Source organism: Oculatella sp. FACHB-28 (assembly GCF_014696015.1).
In the GTDB taxonomy this organism is placed as follows: domain Bacteria; phylum Cyanobacteriota; class Cyanobacteriia; order Elainellales; family Elainellaceae; genus JAAUTN01.
In genome coordinates this window covers 1-26,167 of the sequence record NZ_JACJPJ010000084.1, presented here as the reverse complement: position 1 = coordinate 26,167, position 26,167 = coordinate 1, and the positions used below count along the sequence as shown (strand labels likewise).

Below are 26,167 nucleotides of genomic sequence, written 5' to 3'. Positions count from 1 at the left end.
ACTGCTGTTTTGATAGCGAGTTTTTAATTCCTCACGACTGAGGTGTTTTGCCAGTGTAATTGTGCGTCCCATCCTCCTATCTTATAGTGCTACTCCATAACCGGATTCCGTATGAGAAGCAATCCGACGGTTATGACAGACCTTGATACTGGTCGCATCGATGAAACTGAGTCCTGTACACGGACCAAAACATTGACGCAAATAGCCGCACCAGGGAATCAAAGCAGATGGTATCCATTAGACAAAGCGGTTGTAACTGACCAACCCCGGAAAAGCGTTACGCCAATAGCGACAGACCAACTGCGTGTAAAACCACTTGAAATTGCGGTATGCCGACTGATGGAACGCAATCAAAATCGTCATAATCTCGCTTAAGCAGAGGCTGCGAGAGCGTCGGCGTTTTTGTCGTCCCTCTCCTAAAAGTTGCTGCTGCCACTGGCGTTCAAACCACTGACAAAAATCATCGACATGACAAAACAGGGATTCTAAACTAAGCATGGGGTGGTTAGATTGGTTGAGAATTAGGTACTTTCAACTCTATCTGTTCCACCCCTCCTTATCCCAAACTCACGTAGATTACTGCGTTGCAATAACAGCAATTGGACCGCCTCCCGGTGGTCCTTGATGTTCGCTGCCACCAGACACATAAACCATCGGATCTTGAACAACAGACGCAATCACTGAGCCAACAACTGCCCGCGCCATGCGAGTATGACTGATATCAGAGTCATCTAGCATGGTGTGTCGTCTTCCCAAGACCAAACCGCTGGGGTCAGCTTCGGCTTTGGCAAATACATTCACTACTTGATCTACAAGTTGCCCTGTAGAGGCGATCACCCGATTAACAGCTTCACTATCCAGAGCATGCTGCATCACATCATGACCCACAATCAAATCACTAGTGGAGTGGGCAGCATTCCCTAAAACAAAAATTTCGCAGGTTTGAAGCTCAACCCCAGCAGAAGTCGAAGCAACCTTGGAATAGAGACTAAAATCGCGGCAGATAGACTCTGGCTGGAGTTGACTAGGCTGAATTTCTCCCAAGGCTAAAGCAACTCCGAGAGCCGATGCCCCTCGCGAATCAGCCATCGACTGATAGCTACTGTGAGTACTACCTATCTGTTTTTTTTGACTAGACTGTACCAAAGGACACTTAATTTGTACAAAGTGAACATGCTCAGGAGTGAGCCCAGCCTCTTGAATGGCTGCCCTAACGGATTGGGCAACCGTTTCGACCATCACCATTGAACCAATCTCTTTAGCAGAAAAGGCTCGTGTGCGCTGGGTGCCCATCACTAACCCCCAACGCTTGGGAGCATTAGGGAGATCGTCTCGACGAGTAAAGACATTAATGTGAGGGCTAAGTACGCCTTCCGTGCCCCCAGACATGATGTAAATAATCTGCTGGGCAGCTTCTGCCTCCAGGTGGCGACCTAGATACAGCTTCAAGCTTTGGGTTGCAAACCCACGAGTGAAATCATTGACGCAACCATTTCCCTCAGTTTTGCCAAGAATGGCAATGATCTCAGCAGGCTTAAGCTTTCCTGCAGTGATTATGGCATCTAGACCAGATATATCATCAGGACTGGCTTGAGGGATTTTGTGAAGGTCAATGTGCATGACGACTTAAGTTGAAACCGGACTGAATTGAACAGGATTATAGGATTAAAAAAACAAGTAAAAGAAGTTCGGCTAAGAAGGAGATTGTGTTGTTGTGCTCACAGTGCGGATTGGGTGCGATCGCTCACTCCTAATTCACTTAAAATTCGGCTGATGTAATTTCTAATTGTCCCTTCAATAATATGCAGGATTCTGGCAATCTCACGATTTGTTTTTCCCTGATCCAGTAGCCGTAGAACCTCTCGCTCTCGCTCGCTTAGGTTCAAACGTGGCTGAGCAGTAAAACTGGTACTGTCGCAAAAACTTTTGGGAGCACTACGAGTAAAGTTAAGATACACGTACTACAACACTTTAGATAGCGTTTTGAAAAGTTTTGTGACAGTACCGAACAAAGCGCATACAGGGTTACAGACTTTCCTCTGCCTAGAGTGATAGAAGAGCATTATATCCAAGTTGGGTTAAGTGCCCCTAGTTAAGTAACCCTAATATACACAAAGAAGAGAACACCGAAATGCCCAGCAAAGATTATTGTGCAAAGATGCATGTCATGTACATTGAAGGCGACATGATATCAGGTCAAACAGTGGAAAGACGATCGCCTCTGGGGTTCTGGCTGAGCAGCATTTGCTAACAGTGCTGGTCCAAGAGAAGCAAGCTAGCGGGAGTTGAGCCTGATGCTGCCTTAGCTAGCTGCACGGCGGGATAAAAGCCCCGGAGAAGTTAACCATCTTGCAAAAATGAAGCTTTCCTGGGCTTTGTGTTGTTCAATGTTCACTTCCTTGCTTTAGGAGTATTGCTCATGACTGCATCCATTCAAACAAACGCTGTTGACCGCATTGACTTTGCCATAGATCAACCTGTATTGGGCAGTCTCAATGTTCGTTGGATTCATGGTTCCATCTCGGCCAAGCACAACAGCGAACCTGATATTCAAGTTCATGCCTATAACGAACATACTTACATCCTGCGTCAAAACATGGCAGTGCATTACGAAGCACCGTTTATGTTTCTGCTGTTTGGCAATGATCGTGCCATTCTACTCGACACAGGAGCAACACGGTCGCCTGAGTTCTTTCCATTGCGTCAAACGGTAGATGAATTGATAGAGCAATGGTTAGCCAAGTATCCGCGTGAATCTTACTCGCTAGTCGTTGCCCACACACATCTCCATCGAGATCACTTTGAGGGTGACCCTCAGTTCTTCGATCGCCCCAACACCCAGATGGTAGGACGCACCTTAGCTGAAACGATTGAGTTTTATAGCTTTCAAGACTGGGCAAATGAAGTCGTACCCTTTGACTTAGGGGGGCGAGTGCTGCAAGTGATGGGAACCCCAGGTCATGAGGATGCAGAAGTTTCTATCTACGACCCCTATACTCAAATTTTCTTCACAGGAGATTTGCTTTACCCCGGTCGCCTCTACATCCGTGACTGGGATGCTTTCAGTAACAGTATTGACCGGATGATTGCCTTCGCCGATATTCATCCGGTAACACACCTGCTCGGGTGTCATGTGGAGATGTCAATCTATCCTCGTTTGGACTACTTGATTCGCACCAACTACCAACCCCACGAACGTCCCTTACAAATGACGGTGGCACAGTTGCATTCGGTTAAAGCAGCGATCGCCCAAGTGGATAACAAGCCAGGAATTCACATATTTGACGACTACATCATCTATAACGGCGTTCCCGATCGCTACTTCAGCTACGAAAATATGGACCCGAATGCAGCCCCTGGAGACCTCCGCCCCGATTGAGTGCATCTGACGATCATGTCGCAAGAATTTCTTGAAGCGCTATCTGTAGCGTTGTAATCGGGGTACCTCAATCCTACGCATAGTGCTTTTGAAGTTTTTTGGGGCACAAACAATAATAACGGGGTTACTGGCTTAGTTTTAGCAGAGGAAAAATTTTGGTTATTAGTGAAGTTTCAAAGGCAACTGTCCCATTTATGGCTGAAGATCGGACAGTTCAAGTCAATTGCTCGCTGTAAGGAAGAAATTGCTGGAAGCTTTATACTACGAGCTTCTCAGCCTTGGCGACCAAAATTTTCTCTGCTATAACGGAGCCTTACCGCGCTCTATCACCTATCCCTAGTGCATCTACATAAAGGTTCTCACCATCATTTCACAGTCGCCCGGATCTGGTCACGGAACCACGCCTGTTCAGAATTACCACCAAGCCGAGGATGCCAGACGATTGTGTAGGGGAAATCACTGATCTCTTGAGGGGGTAATACTTGCCGAAAGTTGGCCAATTTTGAGAGTTCGAGTGCTATGCGCATGGGGACGGTGAATATCAGGTCGGTACCCACAATACTCAGCGCGGTTGACATAAAGTAAGGTGACTGAAGCACAACATTCCTCTGCTTTCCCAAATCAGCAAGCGGACGATCAATCATGGTTTGTCGCCCTTCGGCGGTTGCGACTACCGCGTGTGGGCGGCGCAGATATTCGTCCAGAGAAAACCGCTTGCCCTTAAATTTGGTGTCTGTACTCATCAAGCACACGAAGTTCTCCTGGTACAGCACTTCTACCTTCAATTCTTTGGGCAGGGTTGGCACGCTGCCGACGCCCAGCGCCACGTCGCAGCGACCCATTTCCACATCACGATAACTGTCTTGTGTCCAGCCAACGACTTCAACGCGAACGCCGGGAGCAGATTGGCGACAGAGCCGCACCGTGCCACTGACAATAATGGCGGCTGCATAGTCAGTGCCTGCAACTCGGAAACATTGTTGTGAGGTGGAGGGATCAAAGTCATTACTCCCAATCACTGCATTTAAGCGAGGCAGGAGAACTTCCAACTCTTGCAGCAGGCGATCGCCGCGCGGTGTTCGCTCGTACCCGACGCCGCTACGAATGAGCAGGTCATCGCCAAGTGCCGATCGCAGTCGACCCAGTACGCGACTCATTGCTGGCTGGCTGAGCGAGGCTCGAGCAGCTGCTCGAGTGATGTGCTTCTCCTCCAGGATGGCTTGCAAAGCCAGAAGTTGATTGAGGTCGATGCGCGCGAGATTGGGGAACTGTTGAGTCATAGTTTCATACTATATCACTACTGATATAGCAGACATCTTCAATATGCATTGGACACATTATGTTCTGTGTGTAACGATCAACATAGTTTCATTCGTGTTTGTTATCAACTGAGGCTTCTATGCATTCGTTAGTGATGATCAAACTTCAGCACTGACAGTGGCGCAAAAACAGTCCCTTGAAACGTGTTACTAAGCATTCAGCGATAAAACCCCCAGCCTTTCCAACAAAGCCGTGCCCCCAGATCGGCAAGATATTTTGCGCCCGATCAAGCTCCTGGTTCTGAGGGTATGAAGCCGCTAATGCCAGTGTTTTTTACGGTAATAAGTAATGACTAACAGCAACATAGAAGATAATGCAACACCCAACCACAATTATTCCCGTCCAGCAATTAGGCAAAATATTTCCCGTCGGTCTGCGCTTGGATTGTTAGGATTTGGTGCCGCCGCCGCTGCCTTAACACCTACTCTTTTGAAGACGGCACAGGCACAGAATCAAACTCAAACTCAACCGTCGCAACCTGCTCCAAATCAACCCGCACAGATCATCACGAAAGAGATTCCGCGCACAAGAGAGAAACTGCCTGCAATCGGGCTGGGAACGTTCATGACCTTTGATGCTTTGTCTGATCAGCCCCGCGATCATCTTCAACAAGTGATGCGCCGCTTTTGGGATGCAGGCGGGCGAGTGGTCGATACCTCACTGCTCTACGGGATGTCGGAGGTGAACGTGGGCGAATTTGCCAGAACCCTCGGCTTGACCAATAATTTGTTTATTACTAACAAAACCTGGGCAACTGGAGAGTATCTGGGCGATCCTAGCCAGGCGCAACGTCAGTTTGAACAATCACTGGCACGATTGTCTCGCGATCGCATTGATGTGTTGCAAGTTCATAGCTTGGTGAATGTAGACGCGATTTTACCCCTGCTAAAGGCATGGAAAGAAGAAGGTAGAATTCGTTACGTGGGCGTTACCCATCATGATCCGTTGTATTTTGCTGCGCTTGAGAGGTGGATCGAGAATGGTGATCTGGACTTTGTTCAACTTCGCTACTCAATCCGTCAGCGTGGAGTTGAAGACAGAATTCTTCCTGCAGCGGCGGCGCGAGGAACAGCAGTCTTAGCCAACATGCCCTTTGAGAAAGCCCGTCTCTTTGAATTGGTAGAGGGGCAACCACTACCCGATTTTGCCAGCGATTTTGGCTGCGAAAACTGGGCCCAGTTTTTTCTCAAGTATGTGATTTCTCACCCGGCTCTAACCTGCACAATTCCCGCGACCACGAACCCAGACCACGTTGTTGAAAACATGGGTGCATTAAGGGGATCGTTACCTGATGATTCCATGCGTACCCGGATGGTGGAACACATGGAAAGCCTTCCCGGTTTTGACAATCTTCTCCAAACGCCCTGGTATCCTGGCAAGAATTTTAATGGGTTGGTTCGCCTGCCAAATCCACGTCCAATCGGTTGAGATGGAGTATGTATTGGAATGCAGACTACGAACGTATCCAAGCCTGGAAGCCTCAATCTGGGTAAGGGCAAGGGGAAGTCTGAAAGGGTTAAGGTAACTGAACCGTTGTTTGAAGCTTCATCATTTGTGCCAGTCAGTAAAATGGGGCTGAGACACTGAGGCCAAAAGGTGAGTGGGTGGCTTAACAGCTTGCTACTCCGTTAAGTGACAGAGCTTAATTCCATCGGAGTGAAGACGGAACCCGACCCGGACCCATCTCAAACACTTGGAACTACAGAAACCCAATGGATTCTCTGGTCTTGAGGTCAGAGTAGGCAAACCGTAAGGAATGCACAACTATCCAGTGGGTAAAGGATGCTGGAGGAAGCGAAAGCTCCTGGTAATGTGGGAGATAGGGGTTCAAACTTTGCACCGCATTGAAAGACGGCAGACTTCTAGCAGGTCATCGACGATAAACCGAAGTAAAGGAACTGAATCGCCTGTGAAAGATACAAAGCTCAATGAATTTTAGCGAGGCAACGACAAAAATTCAGGTCTTTCAGTGCGTTAAGCAATGTTTCGCCAACAGTATCAGCATAGCTGCAAAAAGCGCCACGCGATCGCTCAAAGTCTTGAGCTGCAAGCAATTCAGTTGAAAACTCTGAAAAATTGCGACTTGCCCGTAAACGATAATTGCACTTATCTCTATCTGACTATTGTCAGAATAATAGCGGAATGGGGAAGAATTTATGGGGCGATCGCCGATAATTAGAGCAGTTTTGTAGTTATCACTGATGAGGCGATCGCTGAATCAAAAATGTTGGGCGTGCAGTCTGCTAACACCGAATATTATCGTCAGGGTCACGGCGCAATCAGAACACAAGAAAGGGCAAAACCACTGGACATCGAATTATTCGATTGCCTTTGGCAACAGCGAAGTTCCCGCATTGCTGACAAGATTGGCAACGAGATTTTGGGGTCGCCTGGGACCTTCCCCCCGCTGCCACAGAAATGTAATCATTGGAAAACCTTCAAAAATCCACTCAGAAGCTTAATTTTCTGGATTTTGGCAAGCGATATACTTTGGGAGATGGCTGACAGTCCTTCGTCGGAGGGAGTTTAATGATCCATCTCGATCAATTAATTGCCACGTTGATGCAGGTGGCAATCGAAAATGCAGGAGCCGAAACTGGCACTCTGGTTCTCCTGGAAGAGGATCAACTCACTGTGATGGCTCAATGCAGCGGAAGTAGACAGTGTGACTTGGAAAAGTTCGCTGTTGCCGACTGTGCAAAGATTCCTGTCTCCGTTATTCGCTTGGTAGAACGCACTCAAGAAACTTTGGTGTTTGATGATGCAGTCAGCGAATCGTCTTTTTCAACTGATCCTTACATTCAAAAGCAACAGACGCGATCGCTTCTGTGTATGCCAATTCTCAAGCAAAATCAGCTGATCGGCATCCTTTATTTGGAGAACAATCTCAGTACCGGAGTGTTTACTAGCGATCGCTTACAAGTCCTTAAACTGTTGATGGCTCAGGCAGCAATTTCACTGAAGAATGCTCGGTTGTGTGAACAGTTAGAAGACTATGCCGAAACACTGGAAAGGAAGGTAGAAGCGCAAACTCAAGCCTTGCAGCAGGAGATTGCTGAACGTCAACAAACCGAAGCCGCATTGAGACAAAGTGAAGCAAATTATCGCAACCTGCTACAAACTGCGAATTCCGTCATCATTTGCTATGACACGCAAGGACGAATTCGATACATCAACGATTATGGGGTGAAACTCCTGGGCTATGAAGAACATCAGATTGTAGGGCGAACCTTATTTGAAACAATCATTCCAGACATCGAAACCTCTGGGCGGGATGTCAAACCCTTTGTCCGTGATTTACTTCGTAATCCTCAATCGTACCCGCAAGGCGAAGGTGAAAACCTGTGTCGAGATGGTCGGCGAGTTTGGATGGTCTGGTCGAATCAAGCCATCTTCAATGAACAGGGAGAGGTCGTTGAAATCTTATCGGTGGGCAACGACACCACCCAGCGTAGGCAAGCAGAAGAGGCATTACAACGCAGTGAAGCTAAGTTCCGAGCTATCTTTGAAAACTCGCAGGTCGGCATCTTCCGCACCCGCATCTCGGATGGATTAATTCTCAATGCCAATCAACGCCTTGCCAATATGTTGGGCTTTGATTCACCAGAGGAGATCATTGGGGAACACTGCGTCGGCTATTTTGTAAGTCCCAGCGATCACCAACAATCCATTGAGGTGCTGAAGCGGGATGGGGAAGTGCGAAGCTATGAAGTACAGATGCGAAAACGAGATGGGACATTGTTCTGGGGACTTTCCTCTTCTTATTTGAATGCAGACGATGACTACATCGAAGGGGTAATTGCGGACATTAGCGATCGCAAGCAGGCAGAAGCAGCATTGCAAGCCTCTGAAGCAGAACTGCGATCGCTCTTCTCAGCCATTCCCGATCCGCTGTGTGTTTACAATGCTGAAGGGCAAGTGATCGACGCAATCCCAGGAAATCCATCCTATGGAGAGGAGTATAGGGAGAAATATATTGGTAAAACACTGCATCAACTCTATGCCAAGGAACAAGCTGATGAATTCCTGAGTTATATTCAGCAGGTGGTGAAAACCCAACAAGTACTCACCGTTGAATACACTGAATGCCAGTGGATAGCTAGACGAGAAGTCCGGTTTTCGGCTCGCATTGCCCCGATTCGGCACGAACAGGTGATTTGGTTGGCGCGAGATATTACGCTGCAAAAGCAAGCAGAAGCAGCCTCGATTTTGGATGAACGTAACCGCATGGCACGCGAAATTCACGACACACTCGCTCAGTCCTTTACAGGCATTCTGGCTCAGGTGGGCGCGGCGAAACAGGTGCTCACGGATGATGTAGAAGCAACTGGGGCACACCTAGACCTGATCAAAGAATTGGCGCGAACTGGACTGACTGAAGCACGGCGATCGGTCGTCGCGCTGCGTCCTCAGCTTTTGGAGGAAGGGAGTTTACAGAGCGCTCTCCATCGTCTCATCGCTCAAATCAGAGCGGCTGCAAACGATACCACTTTGTATTATGAGGTTAAGGGGACAGCGTATGCTCTATCAACTGAAGTCGAGAATAACCTACTGCGGATGGGGCAGGAAGCCTTAACCAATGCGATTAAACATGCCAATGCTGACGAAATTCGAGTGGAGCTAATCTACGAGCATGATCAGTTTTTGTTGCGCGTGAAAGACAATGGACAGGGCTTTGGAGTTGGGAGTCTTCCATCCTCTGAGGGTTTTGGCTTACTCGGCATGAGCGAACGGGCAGAGCGCATCGGCGCACAACTCACGATTCGGAGTCAACCTGGACAAGGAACAGAAATTATCGTCACCGTCAACCCTTGAGTGAGCATCACGATGAGCCAAGCCACGCCCATTCGGATTTTAATTGCGGACGATCATGCCATTTTTCGGCAAGGATTAGCCACGATTATTAACCGTGACCCAGAGATGCAGGTGATTGCCCAAGCCGAAAATGGGGAACAGGCGATCGCGCTATTCGGAGAACACCAACCGGATGTTACACTCGTGGATCTGCGAATGCCTGAAGTAGAAGGAGTTGCCGCTATCGGTGCAATTTGTGCTACTGCTAAATCGGCTCGGATTATCGTACTGACCACGTATGATAGTGACGAAGATATTTATCGAGGATTGCAGGCAGGCGCAAAAGGATACCTGTTGAAAGAAACTGAACCTGACGAGCTTCTGAATGCCATTCGTACCGTTCATCGGGGTCAGAAGTACATTCCGCCTGATGTAGGAGCAAAGTTAGTTCAGCGGCTCAGCAATCCAGAACTGAGTGAAAGAGAACTAGCGGTACTCCGTTCACTGGCACAGGGGATGAGTAATGCCGATATTGCGGCTGCTTTGAGTATCGGTGAAGGTACTGTCAAATCTCATGTCAATCGGATTTTGAATAAGTTAGATGTGAGCGATCGCACCCAAGCGGTGATTGTTGCTGTTAAACGCGGCATTGTTAGTTTATAGGGTGTACTTTCGATCGAACTGGGAGTCTAACTTAAGTTAGAGCCAGCCTTATACTCTGCGATGGCATGGTTAATCTATCAATTTGCACTGTAAAAGTTTTAACTTGCTGTAGACGACGGCTTGAAAGCAATTTCCTATATTGAGTTTATGCCAATAGAGATGCATTCAATGGATTGAGCAAGTGAATTGCACGGTTCCATGCTTGATGCAGATGTAGAAAGATGAATGACGATCGTAGTTACAGTTCCTTGCTTGTACCCCCTTCAACCCAGGATTGGATACAGGGTGTGCTAAGTGCCAAGGTAGTGCTGGTGATGTATGGAGACTATCAATGCCCTAGAAGTGCGGAGGTTTACAAGCTGATTAAAGCGATCAAACGAGAGCTTAGTGCTGTTTTTGGAGAGGATTATTTATGTTTGATCTTCCGTCATTTTCCGCAAGCACAGATTCATTCCCGTGCTCAACGAGCTGCTCAAGCTGCCGAAGCCGCCGCTGCTCAAGGACAGTTTTGGTCAATGCACGATACTTTATTTGACCATCAACAAAGGTTGGAGAACGGTTATCTTGTAGAGTACGCCAATGATTTAGGGCTTGATATCCCTCAATTTCTCAAAGAGTTATCTAAACAAAGGCATATCGATCGCATCAATGAAGACATCGAAGGCGGAATAGAGAGTGGAGTAACGACTGCCCCAGCCCTATTTATCAATGGAATTCGGTATACCGGACGCTGGAAAATAACAGAGTTGACGGCAGCTATTGTCGCTGCAAGTCACTAAGCTCTATTCATATCTGACTTGTTTGTGAGTGCTAGTAAGTGATCGAATGCGCGATCGCTAGCTTTTGCCTGTTTTGTTGAACAACTTGCCAATTTTTGAACCATGCTAACAACTACAACGTTAACCACTAAATTCAAGCACAAAGGCTTAACGCGCACTCAATTGCAACAAGTACTCGACTACATTCAGACTCACCTCGATCGAGACTTGTCACTAGCTGAACTTGCAGAGACTCTTAATCTTAGCCCGACTTACTTTGCCACCGCATTCAAACAAGCGATCGAGGTTTCTCCACACCAGTACGTAATTCGACAGCGGGTGGAACGAGCAAAATCGATGCTGTCGAAAACAGATTTAGCAATCGCAGACATTGCTTTACAAGTTGGTTTCTCCAGTCAAAGTCATCTGAGCCAACAGTTTAAGCGAATCACTGGAATGACTCCAAAACAGATTCGCTAACTCGATCGCGCACGAGTCAAGGAGACAAAGATGAAGTTTCAAGCAATCAAAGGACATCTGGGAATCGGAACGGAAGTGGAAGACGCGACTTATGTAGAGGCTGCGAGGTGGGGTAAGTATCGGGGGTGGCGGTATCTTCTGGGGCTGATGATCATCCTCTTTGCGTGGCTGATAGTCGGGACTGGTGCCAGCGTACTCGTCGCATTCGCGTTCAGCGGACAGCCGGATTACACCGTGCTTGATCCTTTCGGGAAGTTCCTGTTTGTTATGGTAGGCTTCCCATTTTTCCTCGCGGGGGTTCTGATCGCCGTTACCCTTATCCATCGTCGTCATCCCCTGACGCTCGTCACGGCGCAGAAGAAGATAAGCTGGCACCGCGTCGGACAGGGGTTTGTGGCGTGGTCGATTCCATTGTGTCTGATAGGCGTACTGGGACAATACCTTTTTTACCCCGACACCTTTTCCTTCAACTCCGACCTTGCAGCGTTCGCGCTCTTCATGCCACTGGTAGTGGTCTTCACTGCGATCCAGACCACTACCGAGGAGCTTTTCTTTCGTGGATACATCGTGCAGGGCGCGAGTGTTATTTGGAACAACCGTATCTTTCTGGCGATCGTGTCGGCTGTGATATTCACGCTGCCGCACCTCCTCAACCCGGAAGCGATCACAGGCGGCTGGCTCACGGTCTTTTCCAACTACTTCCTCGTTCCGGGTCTGGTGTGGACTGTAGTCTCGTTGATTGACGGAACCACTGAACTCGCCATCGGCGTACACTTCGCCAACAACATCATCGGCTTCCTTGCGATCGACGCACCTGGAACCGCCGTGACCGTGCCGGCTCTGTTCACACTCAGCGAGTTCCACGCGACCTACGTGGCGCTATCGGCGCTGGTGATAATCCCCATATTCCTGGCGATCGCCTACAAGGTGTTCAAACGCGACGAGGCATCCGAACCCGTTTCCCAAAGCGATCAGATTGGTGGTCGGTGATCTCGTCAGTTCGTTGCTGAAGGTCAATTTTGATTGAAACAGGAGAAACAGAATGATACTGCAAGATAAAGTGGCGTTAGTGACTGGTGGCACATCGGGAATTGGCAGAGCAACTGCGATCGCATTCGGTGCTGCTGGAGCAAAAGTGGTCTTCTCGGACATACGCGGTGTAGAAGATGAAGAAACTGCTGATTTGATTCGCGAGACTGGGGCGGAGTGCTTGTTCGTGAAATCAGATGTATCGAGTGAGGCGGATGTCCGGGAATTGGTGCAGAAAGCGACCCTTGCGGTATCTGCGAAGCAGCGCGCAATCTACGGCAAACTCGATTGTGCCTTTAACAATGCTGGAATTGATCTTGTTGTTACACCGTTGCATGAGCAATTGATCGAGGATTTTGACCAGATCATGTCGATCAATGCACGAGGGCTATTTCTCTGTATGAAATACGAAATTCAGCAGATGTTAATCCAAGGCGCAGGCGCGATCGTGAACAACTCGTCAACGAATGGTCTTGTTGCGCTTTCAGGGATCTCTCCTTACGTTGCTAGTAAGCATGCAGTAATGGGGCTGACGCGATCGGCTGCCCTCGATTATGCCAAACAGGGCATTCGGATCAATGCCGTCAATCCTGGTCCGATTGCGACTGACCTCATGGCTCGTAGCGCTGACCAGATGGGCATCACGTTCGATGATCTCGGATCTTTGGTTCCAATGGGTCGGCTCGGTCAGGCAACGGAAATTGCTCAAGCGGTTGTGTTTCTCTGCTCTGATGCTGCTAGCTATATCACTGGGCAACCCTTAGCGATCGATGGCGGATACACGGCGAGTTGATTTTTGATTGTTGATCGTGGAATCACAGTGAATCGATCCATCAACAAATCAAACCGCGATCGTTCTTTGAAGTAATGGTCAACTCTACAGTTTTAAGGTGGTGAATAACATGATTCAGTGCAAAAATTTTGCGCCTCGGATTACTGAACGAGGACCCTTCAGCGGAGCTTCTGATTATGAATCCTTCTCTGAGGTTGTGAGTGCTGCCAATCAGTGGATTGAAAGTAGAACGATACAGGTGATCAATGTTGAAACTGTCGTTTTACCCGATCGTCTAGAGGGCACAAGTGATGGTGTCTACGGAGTGACGGTCAGTAATGGTTTCTACCCAGTGATGATCAGTCAAGGCGCTACAATCAATTGCTTTCAATGTGTGCGTGTCTGGTACAGAGAATAAGCTCTATTGAAGAAGAATGAAGCGATTTACCTTGTTTACTTTCCTGTATCTCTCGCTGGGAGTTTGTCTGACCGCGATCGCGCTTGGATACCCAAACCTGCCTTCTCCAAACAAGCTTGTTTATCAGTGCAGGAGCCTCCTACATTGTTTGTCTCTTCAGCACCTTCCCATTTTGGCGCGAGACAGCGATTCGCTTCTATCGCAGACAGAATTCAGCAGTGATTCTACCCTGGCTGGTGATTGAAGTGAATATTGTTTGGATGATCTGGGAAGTTCAGAGTCAGAAGTGGATGATGGAAGCCATTTTACGAGCGTTTTCGCGGCTATTAGTTGTCTTGGTGTTTGCAGAACTCATTGTTGTTACATGGCAAGTGAATTCTGAACATTAGTATCTAAATCGGATGCTGCCGAAACGAACTTGCGATTCACCCTAAGAATCTGGAAGAAATCAAGCATTGGAACTTAGTACGCTTCAGATCAATGCAACGAAATTAATACTAGGAGAAGCACAATGATACTTCAGAACAAGGTGGTGCTAGTCACCAGTTGTCATTCTCTATCTTGGCATTGTGTCTACCCAGTATTCTGATGGCTCTAGAGATTAAATCAATGGCAGTTTTGAAACAATTTGGGATTCTGTTTATGTTGGGCATTGCGGGAATTGTGATGCTTGCGATTACGTCGGTTCCATTAGTTGAGCAACAGTTGGCGAAACTGTCTCCAGAAATGCTGGCAAACGTTCCGCCACTGTGGGTTTTAATGCTGCTGCAAGCACTACAGCTTACAGTTCTACTGGCAATCAGCATTCTGATCGGAATTGGCTGTGCCTATCACGTTGGATTACGCTCACATTTGATTGACTACTGGGTACTTCATACCCCTAAGATTCCATTTTCTGTCATTGAGATGAAATGGAGCTTAGGTGTAGGTGCAGCGACGACGATCGTTCTCCTGTTGCTCGATCGGTTCATGAAACCTGCTCTACCTGAAGCGCTACAGGCATCTAATAACACAGAACCGAATTGGATGAGTTCACTTACAGCAATGCTTTATGGCGGCATCACTGAGGAAATTCTGATGCGCTGGGGTTTAATGTCGCTGCTTGTTTGGATAGCGTGGAAGGTTTTAAAACAAGGCATTACGTTGCCAAGCCAAGGAATATACCAAGGTGCGATTGTGATAGTAGCGCTAGTATTTGGACTTTTACACCTACCCGCAACTGCCGCGATAGTTCCACTCACTCCGCTTGTAATTATCCGAGCGATATTACTCAATGGGATTGCTGGCATTGCTTTTGGTTGGCTCTTTTGGCAATACTCGCTTGAGGCTGCGATGTTATCCCATGTCAGCTTTCATGCCTTTTCCTTTGCTCTTAGCCTTTTGCTGGCAAGATTTGTCTAAGCTTTTTTCTAAAGCTATTGCACGATTATTTCAAGAGAGAACAACCAGACTTAGATTTTAGGAGAAATAGAATGATACCTCAAGATAAAGTGGCGTTAGTCACTGGTGGCACAACAGGTATTGGCAGAGCAACCGCGACCCTTGCGGTATCTGCGAAGCAGCGCGCGCTCGGTGCTGCTGGAGCAAAAGTCGTGTTCTCCAGTAGACACGGCGCAGAAGGTGAAAAAACCGCCCAGATGATTTGCGAAACAGGCGCTGAATGCTTATACGTCCATTGAAACAAGTTCACTAACATCACAAGAATCTGAAAGCAATCAAGCATTGGAACTCAAGACACTTTATATAGAACCAGGAGTATTTAATCATGGTCAACGAGCAAACTGTAGACGGACAAGCAAATTTACAAGCAACTACCAATTTGACACCAGCCCAGGAGTCTTTGCAAGCACTTTGGGAAGAGCATTTACAGCACGAGTTTGGCACTCACAGTACTGAAGATGCCCTCGCTACGATGGTTGAAGATGCTTACGTTAACCACATCCCGGTAATGACTGGGGGAGTCAGGAAACCAGTACTGCGCGAGTTTTATTCCAAATACCTCATTCCACAGATGCCGCCGGACATGAAGTTGATCCCAATCTCGCGCACGATCGGAACGGATCAACTCGTCGATGAAATGGTGGCTAAGTTCACTCATACGATCCAGATTGACTGGATGCTACCTGGCGTTGCTCCCACCGGGAAACGGGTTGAAGTGCCAGTAGTTGCGATTATTCGGTTTCGTGACGGCAAGATAGCCCACGAACACATTTACTGGGATCAGGCAAGTGTATTGATTCAACTTGGTTTGCTCGATCCGGGTACACTTCCCGTCGTGGGCGTTGACAGTGCGCGTAAGGTACTTGATCCGAGCTTGCCCTCAAACGCACTGATCGATCGTGACAGCGATCGCGACTAAGTGTAGGAGCCAGCAAATATCAATGCCTAAACCCGCCATTTTGCAACCAGGATCGCAACTCGCCTGACCCAGCCACGTTCTATACCCGTGGTGAAAAAGGCTATCTGGATTATCCAGCCCTAGCAAAAGTTTAGAAACTTAGAAAAGGAAACAACTCACATGAAAGTTTTGATTGTTCTTGCACACCCAGAGTCGAAAAGCTTTAACGGAGCAATGTTTCAGACAGCAATTGACACGTTCAAAGACTCTGGGCATGATGTTCAATATTCAGATCTCCATACCATGAGATTTGACCCTGTATCCGATCGCCGCAACTTTACGTTTGTCAAAGATCCTGATTACTTTAAGCAGCAACTTGAAGAGATGTATGCAACTGAAGTTGGAGGATTCATTCCAGAAATTGAAGCTGAGATCCAAAAACTGGAATGGTGCGATCTGATGATTTGGCAATTCCCTTTGTGGTGGTTCAGTGTCCCTGCAATTTTGAAGGGGTGGGTCGATCGCGTCTTTGTTATGGAGCGTGTTTACGGTAATGGACATATTTATGAAACGGGCAGATTTCGAGGTAAGCAAGCAATGCTCTCGTTGACCACAGGTAGCACAGAAGAGGACTATCTTGCAGACGGTTTTAACGGTGATATCCATGCTATTCTGCGCCCAATTCAGCGAGGGATGCTGCAATTCGTTGGTTTTGACGTTCTTGCTCCGCAGATTGTTTATGCCCCCGTTCGCCAAACAGATGCAGTTCGTCAACGTATCTTAAATGATTTTTCGCAACGATTGCGAACCATTGAACGTGAGTTGCCGATCGCCGTAGGTCAGTATTGATCGGCATGGAACTGGCGGGACTGAATTTATGGGGCACGCAGCCAGGATCGTACTCATCCTGGTTGTAGGAGGCGCTTCTTATTGCTGGCTCCTACACGTATTGCTGATTGAGTTTTTGACAAAGTGACACAGCCATTCACAGCAAGAGGTAACTATCATGATGCTGAAAGATAAGGTTGCTTTGGTGACTGGCGGAACATCGGGCATCGGTCGAGCAACCGCGATCGCATTCGGTGCTGCTGGCGCAAAGGTAGTATTCTCAGGCAGACGGGAGGTAGAAGGTGAAGAAACTGCTGCACTGATTCGCGATACCGGAGCAGAGTGCCTTTTTGTGCGATCGGATATATCCGATGAAGCAGAAGTTCAAGCTTTAGTCGATAAAACGATCGCCACCTACGGCAGACTCGATTGTGCCTTTAACAATGCTGGGATTGAGCCTCCTCTCAAACCACTGCACGAACAATCGATTGAGGATTTTGACAAACTGATGTCAATTAATGTGCGAGGGCTGTTCTTGTGTATGAGATACGAGATTCAACAGATGCTCAACCAAGGATCAGGTGTGATTATCAATAATTCGTCAATGGGTGGGTTAATTGCGTTTCCAGGAATATCTCCCTATATTGCCAGCAAACACGCGGTAATGGGGCTGACACGCTCTGCTGCACTCGATTATGCCAAACAAGGTATTCGGATTAATGCTGTCAATCCTGGACTAATTGCTACTGCAATGATGGACCGCCTGCGTAGTGGCTCGACTGATGATGTAGGGTCTACGGTTCCAATGGGTCGTATGGGTCAGGCAGCAGAAATTGCTCAAGCGGTTGTTTTTCTGTGTTCTGATGCTGCCAGCTACATCACGGGACAACCTTTGGTAATCGATGGCGGATATACAGTGAGTTGATTTTTGATTTTTGATGGTGAACTCACAGTGAATCGATCTATTTCACGAGAGAACAACCGGACTTGGATTTTAGGAGAAACAGAATGATACTTCAGGATAAAGTGGCGTTAGTCACTGGAGGCACATCGGGAATTGGCAGAGCAACTGCGATCGCTTATGCCCAACAACAAGCAAAGGTGGTGGTGGTGGGTCGTCGAATGGATGAAGGTGAAGAAACGGTTCGATTGATCAAGGAAGCTGGCGGAGAGGCGATTTTTGTGCAAGCAGATGTCACAAAAGAAGCCGATGTTGAAGCAATGGTTGATAAGGCGGTTAGCGTTTTTGGTCGGTTAGATATTGCCTTTAATAATGCAGGAACTGTCGCCGAAAACCCCTCATTGATTGAGCAAACAGAAGCTGAATACGATCGCATTATGAACGTCAATGTCAAAGGCGTTTGGTTGTCGATGAAACATGAAATCGCTCAGATGTTGAAACAGGGAAGTGGTGCGATCGTTAATACATCATCTGGGGCTGGAGTCGTTGCAGTTCCTACCCAACCCCTCTACACCGCGAGTAAACATGCAGTAGTAGGCTTAACAAAAGCCGCCGCGCTCCAATATGCCAAAGCGGGGATTCGCATCAATGTCGTTGCACCAGCAGCAATCGAAACAGATATGTTTGAAGCAGCTACAGGTGGGCAGGATGAAGCCAAAGCTTACATAACAGGACTTCACCCGATCGGACGAATTGGAACACCGCTTGAAGTTGCAAATGCAGTCCTGTTTTTATCATCTGACATGGCATCGTTCGTAACAGGTGAAACGTTGATGGTAGATGGTGGGTATGTAGCGCAGTAGTCGAAAGGCAGTGCGAAACGTTGCGACCAAGTAGCGATCGACAGCGATATGTTCTCACACCAACACTGAAGGCGAATCAGGTGTTATGCAGCGAGAAGGTCCGTGTTTGAGTTCTTAAAAAGGAGGTTTGCTATGAAGATTCTCATTGTTCTCACATCTCATGACCAACTTGGCGATACCGGAAAGAAAACTGGTTTCTGGCTGGAAGAGTTTGCTGCTCCCTATTACGTGCTGAAGGATGCGGGAGCAGCAATCACGGTGGCTTCACCGAAGGGCGGTCAGCCACCGCTCGATCCGAAAAGCGAAGTTACCCGAGTTCCAGACCGAATTAACGAAGCGCTTCCGCACAGACACCGCAGCACAGGCTGAGCTTGCCAACACGAAAAAGCTAGCCGACGTGTCCGCAGACGATTTCGACGCAGTCTTCTACCCTGGCGGACATGGCCCGATGTGGGACATGCCCGACAACGCGACATCCATCGCATTGATCGAAGCCTTCGTGAAGTCCGACAAGCCAGTCGGTGCAGTGTGCCACGCGCCAGTTGCGTTGATCAATGTGCGCGGAAAGGACGGCGAGTATCTAATCAAAGGCAAGCGCGTGACCGGGTTCACGAATGAAGAAGAAGAAGCGGTGGGCTTGACCGCGGTCGTGCCTTTCTTGTTGGAAGACGGGCTAAAGGAACGGGGTAGCATCTACAATAAAACCGCCAACTGGCTTCCCTATGTCCAAGTGGACGGGAGGCTCGTGACCGGTCAGAATCCGGCATCTTCGGAACCCGCAGCGGAAGAGTTGCTGAAGTTGCTTCGCTCTGTTTGATCTGTGCGGTAGTAGGCTTAACATTGAAACCGCACGCTCACTGGTCTCTCACGGTGCTAGCGTCGTCGGCGCAGCCAGGGCGCTAAAGCTGAGCGGGCTACTGCATCGGTTCGTGACGCCGCGTCGCAGGGCGGCAGCCTGGAGTTGATCGAACTCGATCTGGCATCCTTGCAAAGCGTTCGTGCCTGCGCGGATAAACTGTTGGCTGACGGTCAGCCGTTCGATGCCATCATCGCTAACGCTGGCGTTATGGCAACACCGTTCAGCCGCACGGTGGACGGCTTCGAAGTTCAGTTCGCGACCAATCATCTGGGTCATTTCGCCCTGATCAATGGGATCGAGCCGCTGCTTGCCGAGAATGGACGGCTGGTAGTCCTGTCGTCGCTCGCGCATCGCGGTGCCGATATCGACTTGGACGATCCGAATTTTGAGCAGCAGGCGTACGATCCATGGGTCGCCTATAGCCGATCGAAAACCGCCAATTCACTGTTCGCTGTGGAGTTTGACAGGCGGCATCGCGATCGCGGCATTCGGGCTGCTTCGGTGATGCCCGGAAACAGTCTGACGGATCTACCCCGCCATTTCTCGCCGGAGGATTTGCAGGGACTTTTGCAGACTGTTGACGCAGCGCGCACCGAAGCGGGTCTGCCGCCGAAAGAGTTGAAAGAAATTCCGCAGGCAGCCGCGACATCGGTCTGGGCCGCAGTCGTGGCGAATAAAGACGAGATCGGTGGACACTATCTCGAAGATTGCGCGATCGCACCGATTGATGACACGCCCAACCCGTTTGCCGACGGTGTCAGGTCGTATGCGCTCGACACTAACAAAGCTAAGCAGCTTTGGGCGAAAAGCGAGGAATTGATCAGCGCTGCGTCTTAAAGGTTATCGCGCACATCTAAACGCAATCATCCATTCCACTTTCGTACTTGGATGAACACTCACAAGAATGCCTGATTGACGTATAAGCGTTAATCACCATGCCTTACGTTTCTCGTAAACTCAACCAGGAAAACACCATGTCACAAAAACTCTCAGGAAAAGTTGCGCTTGTCACTGGCAGCTCTAGCGGTATCGGGCTTGCTACTGCCAAGCGATTTGTCGCCGAAGGTGCCTATGTCTTTATCACGGGTCGTCGTCAGACTGAACTTGATACTGCTGTAAATGAGATTGGTAAGAACGTTACTGGCATTCAGAGCGATGTCTCAAATCTGGCAGACCTCGATCGGCTTTACGCCACGATCGAGCAAGAGCAAGGTCACTTGGATGTAATCTTTGCGAATGCTGGCGGTGGAGAACTCATCCCGCTTGGATCGATCACCGAGGAACACTTTGACAAAACCTTCAACACCAATGTCAAGGGTCTACTGTTCACCGTGCAGAAGGCACTGCCGCTGATGCCAGAGGGCGCTTCCATCATCCTGAATGCCTCAACGAATTCCATCAAGGGTATCCCAGCCTTCAGCGTGTATGGTGCCACCAAAGCTGCCGTGCGATCGTTTGCCCGCACTTGGACACTTGACCTCAAAGACCGCCAGATTCGAGTGAATGCGATCAGCCCTGGTTTCATTCCGACTCCCGCTTACGATCTTCTCTGGGGACTCAGTAAAGAGCAGTTGAAAGAATTTGTGGCGAGCCAAGCTAACAATATTCCATTGGGACGAGCTGGCACGCCCGACGAGATCGCCAAAGCCGTTGTCTTTTTGGCTTCAGATGACAGCAGCTTTGTAAACGGCATTGAGCTATTCGTCGATGGTGGCATGGCACAAATCTAAGATCGCTTCCTTGTTAAAAAGCACTACCCGATCGCGTGTAAAAGTCCACCTATACACTTCCCATCGAACAGAGTCGAAGGAGAAACACACATGCCACAGGAAAAAATGATGAACCAAAACAAAGAGATTTACGAGTGCGTCATCGTCGGTGGCGGTTCCGCTGGACTCAGTGCGGCACTGGTTTTAGGCAGAAGTCGCCGTCGCGTGTTAGTCTGCGACAAAGGGAATCCGCGTAACGCTTCCGCACACGAGTCGCACAGCTTTTTCACCCGTGATGGCATCAGTCCGCATGAACTTTTGAGCATCGGGCGCGACCAACTCAAACCATATAAAAGCGTCGAATTTCAAGCAATCGGGGTCAAGGAAATCAACCCATCCGGCAATCAGTTTGAAGTTGTGTTTGAGGATGACACGATAAAAAAATCGCGCAAAATTTTGCTGGCTTTTGGGGTAATGGATGAAGTTCCAGCTCTCGAAAACTTCGGTGATTTCTGGGGCAAAAGCGTGTTTCATTGTCCCTATTGCCATGCCTGGGAAGTGCGCAACGAGCCGCTTGCCATTGTTGGAAATGGCGAAACGGGCATCGAAATGGCGGCATTGCTGAAAAATTGGAGTGCTGATTTAGTCCTCTGCACCAACGGCAAAGCCGATCTAACCGCTGATCAAAGGACACTGTTGGAAAACCACAAAATCCTTGTTCGCGAAGAGAAAATCATCCGACTCGAAGGCGATAACGGACAATTAGAAAACATCGTTTTTGAGACAAACGAGAAAATTGCGCGTCGCGGAATACTGATCCGACCAAAGCAAACACTCCGTTCAAACCTAGCTGAAAAGTTAGGCTGTGAGTTGAATGAATTCAATTTAATCAAGACTACCACTGTTTTTAACGAAACTAGCGTCAAAGGTGTTTATGCGGCAGGTGACATCACTTCACCCATGCAAGTGATCGCCGCTGCTGTTTTTCAGGGTAGCGTTGCTGCTAGCGGCTTAAATCACTCTCTGATTATGGAAGATTTTGTCTAAATCAAGGTAATTCAATCTTCATCAGAACAAGTATCGTGGCTGGTCTAGTTTAGCAGACGGTCTCAATCCGCTAGTGCTGCGTTCGAGTTTCTTTACCGCCGCTGTATTTGAGCCGTTGGGCGTTTCGGGTAATGTGAGGTGTAGAACGAATGACGGATAAACTTGAGCAGAACAAACAGACGGTCACAGCATTTTATGACCTGATGTTCAATCAGTGTCAGCCCGCAGAAGCCATCGAGAAATATGTCGGCGATGTGTACATCCAGCACAACCCAGCGGTGTCCGACGGGAAGCAGGCTTTCATCGAATATTTCGAGAGGATGACGAAAGAATATCCGGGCAAGTGCGTCCAGTTTAAGCGCGTCTTCGCTGAAGGCAATTATGTAGTCTTGCATTGCTACCAGCAATGGCCGGACGACAACAACTGGGCGGGCATCGACATCTTCCGCCTGGATGACAAAGGCAAGATAGTCGAGCATTGGGACGTGCTTCAGACCGTCCCGGAAGCGTCAGCTAACGATAACACGATGTTCTGAACGGTTGAGTGCTGGTAGTGTGAAGGTCGGTTTGTACAACGGCACGCTCAACGCGGTGTTAGGTTACGTTTTAACTCACGCATCAAAATCCCTACCTCAAGGATTCAGCGCCGATTTTGACGGTATTCCTCCAAGTTGTCGATAACATCCAGAATTTCAACGAAGCGAGAGCCAAAGTCTGTCAATTTATACTCTACACGCGGTAGTTAGGGAGAACTTACCTCCGCTGAATGGTATTGAAATCCGTCACTGTTTATTCTGAATCAAGGAGAGTTGGCACAGATGAAATCTATGAAAGCAGCCGTGTTAACTGCGTTTGGTGATGCTGAGAAGTTTGAGATTCAAACGGTTCCTATACCAACACTGAAGGCGAATCAGGTGTTAGTCAGAGTTTGTGCAACCTCGATTAACCCGGTCGATTACCAAACTCGTCGTGGCGATTACAAGGAACTGGTTCGATTACCCGCCATCCTTGGAGTTGATGTTTCAGGGGTGATTGAGGCAATTGGCGAAGCTGTGACTGATTTCAAGGTGGGAGACAACGTGTATTACTCGCCGCAAATTTTTGGAGAATTCGGTAGCTACGCTCAGTATCATGTGGCTGATGCAGCGATTGTTGCATTGAAACCTGCAAATCTATCGCACATTGAAGCAGCTTCTTTTCCGCTTGCAGGCGGAACGGCTTGGGATTGTCTAGTAACTAGGGGCAATCTACAAGTTGGTGAAACAGTTCTCATCCATGCGGGCGCGGGTGGAGTGGGTTCGATCGCAGTTCAACTCGCCAAAGCGATAGGGGCATACGTTTTTGCGACGTGTAGTTCTAGAAACCGAGATTTCGTGACAGAACTAGGCGCAGATCGGGTGATTGATTACAAAAATGAAGATTACGTAGAAGTCATTCGTCAAGAAACAAATGGACTGGGTGTGGATTTAGTTCTAGATACAATCGGCGGAGAAACAATTCAGCGTAGTCTAGAAATCATTCGTCCCTTCGGTAGGCTTACAAGCATTGTAGACATTGCAGTACCGCAATCGCTTCTTGAAGCATGGGGTAGGAATCTGACGATTCATTTTGTTTTTTCACCTCAGTACCGAGCAAAATTAGAGGCTTTGACAAAACTGATCGAGCGTCATCAGCTTCGCCCAGTGATCGATTCAGTATGGTCTTGGGATCAGGTCGTTCTGGCACATCAGCGTCTAGAGCAGGGAGGAACACGGGGAAAAATTGTGCTGAAGTTCACAGAAAATTAGACCAGCTTTACGGCGTTGGTAATTGCTAAACGGATCGGAGTTTGATTTTGTGCTGAAGGTCAATATTGATTGAAATAGGAGAAGCACAATGATACTGCAAGATAAAGTGGCGTTAGTTACGGGAGGCGCACCAGGAATTGGTCGAGCGTAGAAGGTGAAGAAACTGCGGCTCTGGTTCGCGAGACTGGGGCAGAATGCTTGTTTGTGAAATCAGATGTATCGAGTGAAGCAGACGTGCAAGCCCTAGTGCAGAAAACGACCCTTGCGGTATCTGCGAAGCAGCGCGCCACCCACGGCAAACTGGATTGTGCCTTTAACAATGCTGGGATTGAGTCTCCTCTCAAACCACTGCACGAACAATCGATTGAGGATTTTGACAAGCTGATGTTGATTAATGTGCGGGGGCTGTTCTTGTGTATGAAATATGAAATCCAACAGATGCTGAGCCAAGGATCAGGTGTGATTATCAATAACTACAGAAGACACTGCTTTACCTCAAGGCGAGTAGGGATGGCATCCCAGGATGTCTAACCGCTTAGGGCAATTTCGGTTCGTGCAAATGCCCGGTAGCCATGAGGTGATGTTTTCTAACCCGGTTGGTTTAGCAGAAAAGATTATTGTGGCAGGACGGGACTAGCAACAGGATAGTTTCATAACAAATGTACACTGACTTTTTATTTGACGTGGAGACACATTAGTGTCGTTGAAGAAGCAAAGCTAGATCCGGCTTGCTTTTTGCCTCAGGTTAGATTGGCAATGCTGATGGACAGATCCTAGTCCACCGAGCAAATTCTCCCTGTAATCCTGCAACAGAGGAGATTTTGCTCGACGACACGAGTTTGTCTCGATGTCATTTAGTTTGGCACTGTACAAAAACTATTAGTTAAAGGTCTAGAGGCTACGGAAACTGAAAATACAAGAAAAAAGTAGCGATCGCACAATTGCTGATGTAATCTGAAGCGATCAAGACCTGGCGGAACTGCAAGCAATGGATACAGATAAGGTCATTTTTAGCACCCAGTGGATTGTAGTTAAGGAATCTCCGAGAGGATTTCAATATTTGGAGCGTAAGGGTAAGGATTCTGTTGCAGTGTTCCTATTAAGGAAACCTGGCGAACAACCGAAACAGTATGAGGTTTTAATTCGCCAGCAGCATCTTTGTATTGATAACCGAGAGGTGAATGGCAAGTTCAGGTTGTTTCCCTGCCCAGTCACAGGAGCACTAGATGAAGGGGAATCAGCGGAAGCTGCTGCTCAACGAGAGGTCTATGAGGAAACGGGCTATAAGGTTCAGGTTTCGCCGCTGGGTCAATACATTGTTGGCACTCAGGTAAATGAGATTTGCTATCTGTATTATGCTGATGTCACTGGCATGGAACCGGAGGTGGCGCAACAGGATGGAACTTATATGGAGTCAATTGGCAAGAACGAATGGCATCCGTTTGAATATTTGGAATCTTGTGATTATTCAGCCTGCCAAATTGGATATTTGAAGCTGCAAAAGGTACTCTTCAAAAGCAACGACTAAAACTTTAAAGTTATGTCAACTAACGGTCTGGATTGGGTCGAAAAGAATAAGGAATATTTAATTAAACAAGCCGAGATGTTGCAGAATGCGATCGCCCGGATGGCAACTAACTCGTTAACGGTCAAACAGGTTGGGTTAACGGTGTGGGCGGCGATCGTTGGTTTTGGGTTTACCAATGAAAATCCTGCTTTATTTGTTCTAGCATTTGTCGCGTTTGCCTTATTTGGTCTACTAGATATCTATTACCTGTATTTAGAACGAAAGTTTCGAGATAACTTTAATCGGCTAGCCCGAATCCTTGGAGGTTATATTTCTGATAGGGATGATGAATGGATAAAAACAATGAGGGGAAATTTTGTCAAACCTGATTCATCCACTAAATTTTTAGGTCAATTTCCGAATACTCTTAAATCCTGGGCAAATCTTCCTTATCTGATTACGTTCATGATCACCATCGTGCTTCTGAGCGTGCGGTTGTGATTGTGAGTAGACTGGTGTGATCCGAAGGGCAGGACGCACGGCGATACGCCTCTACAAGGGGTGGATCTACAGCAAATTGCTAATTCTCAACCCGCATATACTAGACTTCCTGCATGAATCAAGAGGCATGTGCCAATTCATAGTTGAGTAAGCCAGCAATCAGGTTCAAGCGCAAGCCAAACCGTTTTCTGCGGTTGCGATAACGTCCTGCAAA

26 protein-coding genes and 6 pseudogenes are annotated in these 26,167 nt (G+C 48.1%); 27 read left to right on the top strand and 5 right to left on the bottom strand.

All coding sequences use genetic code 11. The features are described from left to right. Positions 1-111: 111 nt before the first annotated feature. The 3 genes and pseudogenes from H6F88_RS20450 to H6F88_RS20440 all read right to left on the bottom strand — a co-directional run. Positions 112-498 (bottom strand): annotated as a pseudogene (locus H6F88_RS20450) (IS982 family transposase); the annotation flags it as partial. 78 nt (positions 499-576) lie between these two features. After that, on the bottom strand, positions 577-1,620 hold the full coding sequence (locus tag H6F88_RS20445) for a ring-opening amidohydrolase (RefSeq protein ID WP_190644574.1): 1,044 nt from the start codon (positions 1,618-1,620) through the stop codon (positions 577-579). Positions 1,621-1,718: 98 nt separating this feature from the next. After that, positions 1,719-1,886 carry a LuxR C-terminal-related transcriptional regulator gene (locus H6F88_RS20440; protein WP_199313871.1) on the bottom strand — a complete coding sequence of 56 codons (168 nt, stop codon included), beginning with the start codon at positions 1,884-1,886 and terminating at the stop codon, positions 1,719-1,721. 533 nt (positions 1,887-2,419) lie between these two features. On the opposite strand from H6F88_RS20440, the gene H6F88_RS20435 reads away from it, so the two are divergent. Beyond that, complete coding sequence (locus H6F88_RS20435; RefSeq protein ID WP_190644572.1) at positions 2,420-3,379, top strand: MBL fold metallo-hydrolase; 960 nt, start codon at positions 2,420-2,422, stop codon at positions 3,377-3,379. A gap of 365 nt (positions 3,380-3,744) precedes the next feature. Here the strand turns inward: H6F88_RS20435 and H6F88_RS20430 are convergent, their stop codons facing one another. Beyond that, complete coding sequence (locus tag H6F88_RS20430) at positions 3,745-4,659, bottom strand: LysR family transcriptional regulator (RefSeq protein WP_190644571.1); 915 nt, start codon at positions 4,657-4,659, stop codon at positions 3,745-3,747. A gap of 328 nt (positions 4,660-4,987) precedes the next feature. Here H6F88_RS20430 and H6F88_RS20425 point away from each other — a divergent pair, with 328 nt between their 5' ends. The 26 genes and pseudogenes from H6F88_RS20425 (at position 4,988) to H6F88_RS20300 (ending at position 25,953) form a co-directional block, all read left to right on the top strand. Continuing rightward, positions 4,988-6,127, top strand: coding sequence for an aldo/keto reductase (locus H6F88_RS20425; RefSeq protein ID WP_190644570.1), 1,140 nt, complete (start codon positions 4,988-4,990; stop codon positions 6,125-6,127). Positions 6,128-6,680: 553 nt separating this feature from the next. Beyond that, on the top strand, positions 6,681-6,878 hold the full coding sequence (locus H6F88_RS20420; RefSeq protein WP_190644569.1) for a hypothetical protein: 198 nt from the start codon (positions 6,681-6,683) through the stop codon (positions 6,876-6,878). A gap of 389 nt (positions 6,879-7,267) precedes the next feature. Further along, positions 7,268-9,514: a PAS domain S-box protein gene (locus H6F88_RS20415; protein WP_347277718.1), complete on the top strand. Its 2,247-nt coding sequence runs from the start codon at positions 7,268-7,270 to the stop codon at positions 9,512-9,514. A gap of 12 nt (positions 9,515-9,526) precedes the next feature. Beyond that, a complete protein-coding gene (locus tag H6F88_RS20410) occupies positions 9,527-10,156 on the top strand; it encodes a response regulator transcription factor (RefSeq protein WP_190644567.1) in 630 nt (209 codons plus the stop codon). Positions 10,157-10,377: 221 nt separating this feature from the next. Next, on the top strand, positions 10,378-10,935 hold the full coding sequence (locus H6F88_RS20405; protein WP_190644566.1) for a DsbA family protein: 558 nt from the start codon (positions 10,378-10,380) through the stop codon (positions 10,933-10,935). A 102-nt stretch (positions 10,936-11,037) separates the two neighbouring features. Continuing rightward, the gene (locus tag H6F88_RS20400) at positions 11,038-11,394 is read left to right on the top strand and encodes an AraC family transcriptional regulator (RefSeq protein ID WP_190644565.1); all 357 of its coding nucleotides are present in this window, start codon (positions 11,038-11,040) and stop codon (positions 11,392-11,394) included. A gap of 30 nt (positions 11,395-11,424) precedes the next feature. Then, entirely contained in the window at positions 11,425-12,384 is a 960-nt protein-coding gene (locus H6F88_RS20395; RefSeq protein ID WP_190644564.1) for a type II CAAX endopeptidase family protein, read from the top strand. 52 nt (positions 12,385-12,436) lie between these two features. Continuing rightward, positions 12,437-13,216: a glucose 1-dehydrogenase gene (locus tag H6F88_RS20390; RefSeq protein WP_190644563.1), complete on the top strand. Its 780-nt coding sequence runs from the start codon at positions 12,437-12,439 to the stop codon at positions 13,214-13,216. Between the two features lie 109 nt (positions 13,217-13,325). After that, positions 13,326-13,613 carry a hypothetical protein gene (locus tag H6F88_RS20385; RefSeq protein WP_190644562.1) on the top strand — a complete coding sequence of 96 codons (288 nt, stop codon included), beginning with the start codon at positions 13,326-13,328 and terminating at the stop codon, positions 13,611-13,613. A 116-nt stretch (positions 13,614-13,729) separates the two neighbouring features. Next, a complete protein-coding gene (locus H6F88_RS20380) occupies positions 13,730-14,002 on the top strand; it encodes a hypothetical protein (protein WP_199333722.1) in 273 nt (90 codons plus the stop codon). Between the two features lie 220 nt (positions 14,003-14,222). Next, entirely contained in the window at positions 14,223-15,014 is a 792-nt protein-coding gene (locus H6F88_RS20375) for a CPBP family intramembrane glutamic endopeptidase (RefSeq protein ID WP_190644561.1), read from the top strand. Between the two features lie 71 nt (positions 15,015-15,085). Then, a complete protein-coding gene (locus tag H6F88_RS20370) occupies positions 15,086-15,292 on the top strand; it encodes a hypothetical protein (RefSeq protein WP_190644560.1) in 207 nt (68 codons plus the stop codon). Between the two features lie 86 nt (positions 15,293-15,378). Then, positions 15,379-15,972 (top strand): ester cyclase, encoded by a 594-nt coding sequence (locus H6F88_RS20365; RefSeq protein ID WP_190644559.1) that lies wholly within the window; start codon positions 15,379-15,381, stop codon positions 15,970-15,972. Positions 15,973-16,131: 159 nt separating this feature from the next. Further along, positions 16,132-16,800, top strand: coding sequence for an NAD(P)H-dependent oxidoreductase (locus H6F88_RS20360; protein WP_190644558.1), 669 nt, complete (start codon positions 16,132-16,134; stop codon positions 16,798-16,800). A 157-nt stretch (positions 16,801-16,957) separates the two neighbouring features. After that, entirely contained in the window at positions 16,958-17,704 is a 747-nt protein-coding gene (locus tag H6F88_RS20355) for an SDR family oxidoreductase (protein WP_190644557.1), read from the top strand. Positions 17,705-17,787: 83 nt separating this feature from the next. Continuing rightward, positions 17,788-18,543, top strand: a complete 756-nt coding sequence (locus H6F88_RS20350; protein ID WP_190644556.1) for an SDR family oxidoreductase — start codon at positions 17,788-17,790, stop codon at positions 18,541-18,543. Positions 18,544-18,675: 132 nt separating this feature from the next. After that, positions 18,676-19,360 (top strand): annotated as a pseudogene (locus tag H6F88_RS34590) (type 1 glutamine amidotransferase domain-containing protein). Between the two features lie 22 nt (positions 19,361-19,382). Continuing rightward, positions 19,383-20,239: pseudogene (locus H6F88_RS20340) on the top strand (SDR family NAD(P)-dependent oxidoreductase); the annotation flags it as partial. Between the two features lie 137 nt (positions 20,240-20,376). Then, on the top strand, positions 20,377-21,132 hold the full coding sequence (locus H6F88_RS20335) for a glucose 1-dehydrogenase (protein ID WP_190644555.1): 756 nt from the start codon (positions 20,377-20,379) through the stop codon (positions 21,130-21,132). A gap of 90 nt (positions 21,133-21,222) precedes the next feature. Then, positions 21,223-22,158 carry an NAD(P)/FAD-dependent oxidoreductase gene (locus H6F88_RS20330; protein ID WP_190644554.1) on the top strand — a complete coding sequence of 312 codons (936 nt, stop codon included), beginning with the start codon at positions 21,223-21,225 and terminating at the stop codon, positions 22,156-22,158. A 149-nt stretch (positions 22,159-22,307) separates the two neighbouring features. Next, positions 22,308-22,694: a nuclear transport factor 2 family protein gene (locus tag H6F88_RS20325; protein ID WP_190644553.1), complete on the top strand. Its 387-nt coding sequence runs from the start codon at positions 22,308-22,310 to the stop codon at positions 22,692-22,694. 282 nt (positions 22,695-22,976) lie between these two features. Next, positions 22,977-23,945 (top strand): zinc-dependent alcohol dehydrogenase family protein, encoded by a 969-nt coding sequence (locus H6F88_RS20320; RefSeq protein WP_190644552.1) that lies wholly within the window; start codon positions 22,977-22,979, stop codon positions 23,943-23,945. Positions 23,946-24,149: 204 nt separating this feature from the next. Further along, positions 24,150-24,362, top strand: a pseudogene (locus H6F88_RS34585) (SDR family oxidoreductase); the annotation flags it as partial. 58 nt (positions 24,363-24,420) lie between these two features. Next, a pseudogene (locus H6F88_RS34580) lies at positions 24,421-24,582 on the top strand (alpha/beta hydrolase); the annotation flags it as partial. Between the two features lie 351 nt (positions 24,583-24,933). Continuing rightward, positions 24,934-25,473, top strand: coding sequence for an NUDIX domain-containing protein (locus H6F88_RS20305; protein WP_190644551.1), 540 nt, complete (start codon positions 24,934-24,936; stop codon positions 25,471-25,473). A 12-nt stretch (positions 25,474-25,485) separates the two neighbouring features. Beyond that, a complete protein-coding gene (locus H6F88_RS20300; RefSeq protein WP_190644550.1) occupies positions 25,486-25,953 on the top strand; it encodes a hypothetical protein in 468 nt (155 codons plus the stop codon). Positions 25,954-26,071: 118 nt separating this feature from the next. Here the strand turns inward: H6F88_RS20300 and H6F88_RS20295 are convergent. Continuing rightward, a pseudogene (locus H6F88_RS20295) lies at positions 26,072-26,167 on the bottom strand (IS5/IS1182 family transposase); the annotation flags it as partial.

Coding starts and splice junctions, on each gene's coding strand:
- H6F88_RS20445 (WP_190644574.1), bottom strand. CDS start 1,620: ATGCACATTGACCTTCACAAAATCCCTCAAGCCAGTCCTGATGATATA.
- H6F88_RS20435 (WP_190644572.1), top strand. CDS start 2,420: ATGACTGCATCCATTCAAACAAACGCTGTTGACCGCATTGACTTTGCC.
- H6F88_RS20430 (WP_190644571.1), bottom strand. CDS start 4,659: ATGACTCAACAGTTCCCCAATCTCGCGCGCATCGACCTCAATCAACTT.
- H6F88_RS20425 (WP_190644570.1), top strand. CDS start 4,988: ATGACTAACAGCAACATAGAAGATAATGCAACACCCAACCACAATTAT.
- H6F88_RS20420 (WP_190644569.1), top strand. CDS start 6,681: ATGTTTCGCCAACAGTATCAGCATAGCTGCAAAAAGCGCCACGCGATC.
- H6F88_RS20410 (WP_190644567.1), top strand. CDS start 9,527: ATGAGCCAAGCCACGCCCATTCGGATTTTAATTGCGGACGATCATGCC.
- H6F88_RS20405 (WP_190644566.1), top strand. CDS start 10,378: ATGAATGACGATCGTAGTTACAGTTCCTTGCTTGTACCCCCTTCAACC.
- H6F88_RS20400 (WP_190644565.1), top strand. CDS start 11,038: ATGCTAACAACTACAACGTTAACCACTAAATTCAAGCACAAAGGCTTA.
- H6F88_RS20395 (WP_190644564.1), top strand. CDS start 11,425: ATGAAGTTTCAAGCAATCAAAGGACATCTGGGAATCGGAACGGAAGTG.
- H6F88_RS20390 (WP_190644563.1), top strand. CDS start 12,437: ATGATACTGCAAGATAAAGTGGCGTTAGTGACTGGTGGCACATCGGGA.
- H6F88_RS20385 (WP_190644562.1), top strand. CDS start 13,326: ATGATTCAGTGCAAAAATTTTGCGCCTCGGATTACTGAACGAGGACCC.
- H6F88_RS20375 (WP_190644561.1), top strand. CDS start 14,223: ATGGCAGTTTTGAAACAATTTGGGATTCTGTTTATGTTGGGCATTGCG.
- H6F88_RS20370 (WP_190644560.1), top strand. CDS start 15,086: ATGATACCTCAAGATAAAGTGGCGTTAGTCACTGGTGGCACAACAGGT.
- H6F88_RS20365 (WP_190644559.1), top strand. CDS start 15,379: ATGGTCAACGAGCAAACTGTAGACGGACAAGCAAATTTACAAGCAACT.
- H6F88_RS20360 (WP_190644558.1), top strand. CDS start 16,132: ATGAAAGTTTTGATTGTTCTTGCACACCCAGAGTCGAAAAGCTTTAAC.
- H6F88_RS20355 (WP_190644557.1), top strand. CDS start 16,958: ATGATGCTGAAAGATAAGGTTGCTTTGGTGACTGGCGGAACATCGGGC.
- H6F88_RS20350 (WP_190644556.1), top strand. CDS start 17,788: ATGATACTTCAGGATAAAGTGGCGTTAGTCACTGGAGGCACATCGGGA.
- H6F88_RS20335 (WP_190644555.1), top strand. CDS start 20,377: ATGTCACAAAAACTCTCAGGAAAAGTTGCGCTTGTCACTGGCAGCTCT.
- H6F88_RS20330 (WP_190644554.1), top strand. CDS start 21,223: ATGCCACAGGAAAAAATGATGAACCAAAACAAAGAGATTTACGAGTGC.
- H6F88_RS20325 (WP_190644553.1), top strand. CDS start 22,308: ATGACGGATAAACTTGAGCAGAACAAACAGACGGTCACAGCATTTTAT.
- H6F88_RS20320 (WP_190644552.1), top strand. CDS start 22,977: ATGAAATCTATGAAAGCAGCCGTGTTAACTGCGTTTGGTGATGCTGAG.
- H6F88_RS20305 (WP_190644551.1), top strand. CDS start 24,934: ATGGATACAGATAAGGTCATTTTTAGCACCCAGTGGATTGTAGTTAAG.
- H6F88_RS20300 (WP_190644550.1), top strand. CDS start 25,486: ATGTCAACTAACGGTCTGGATTGGGTCGAAAAGAATAAGGAATATTTA.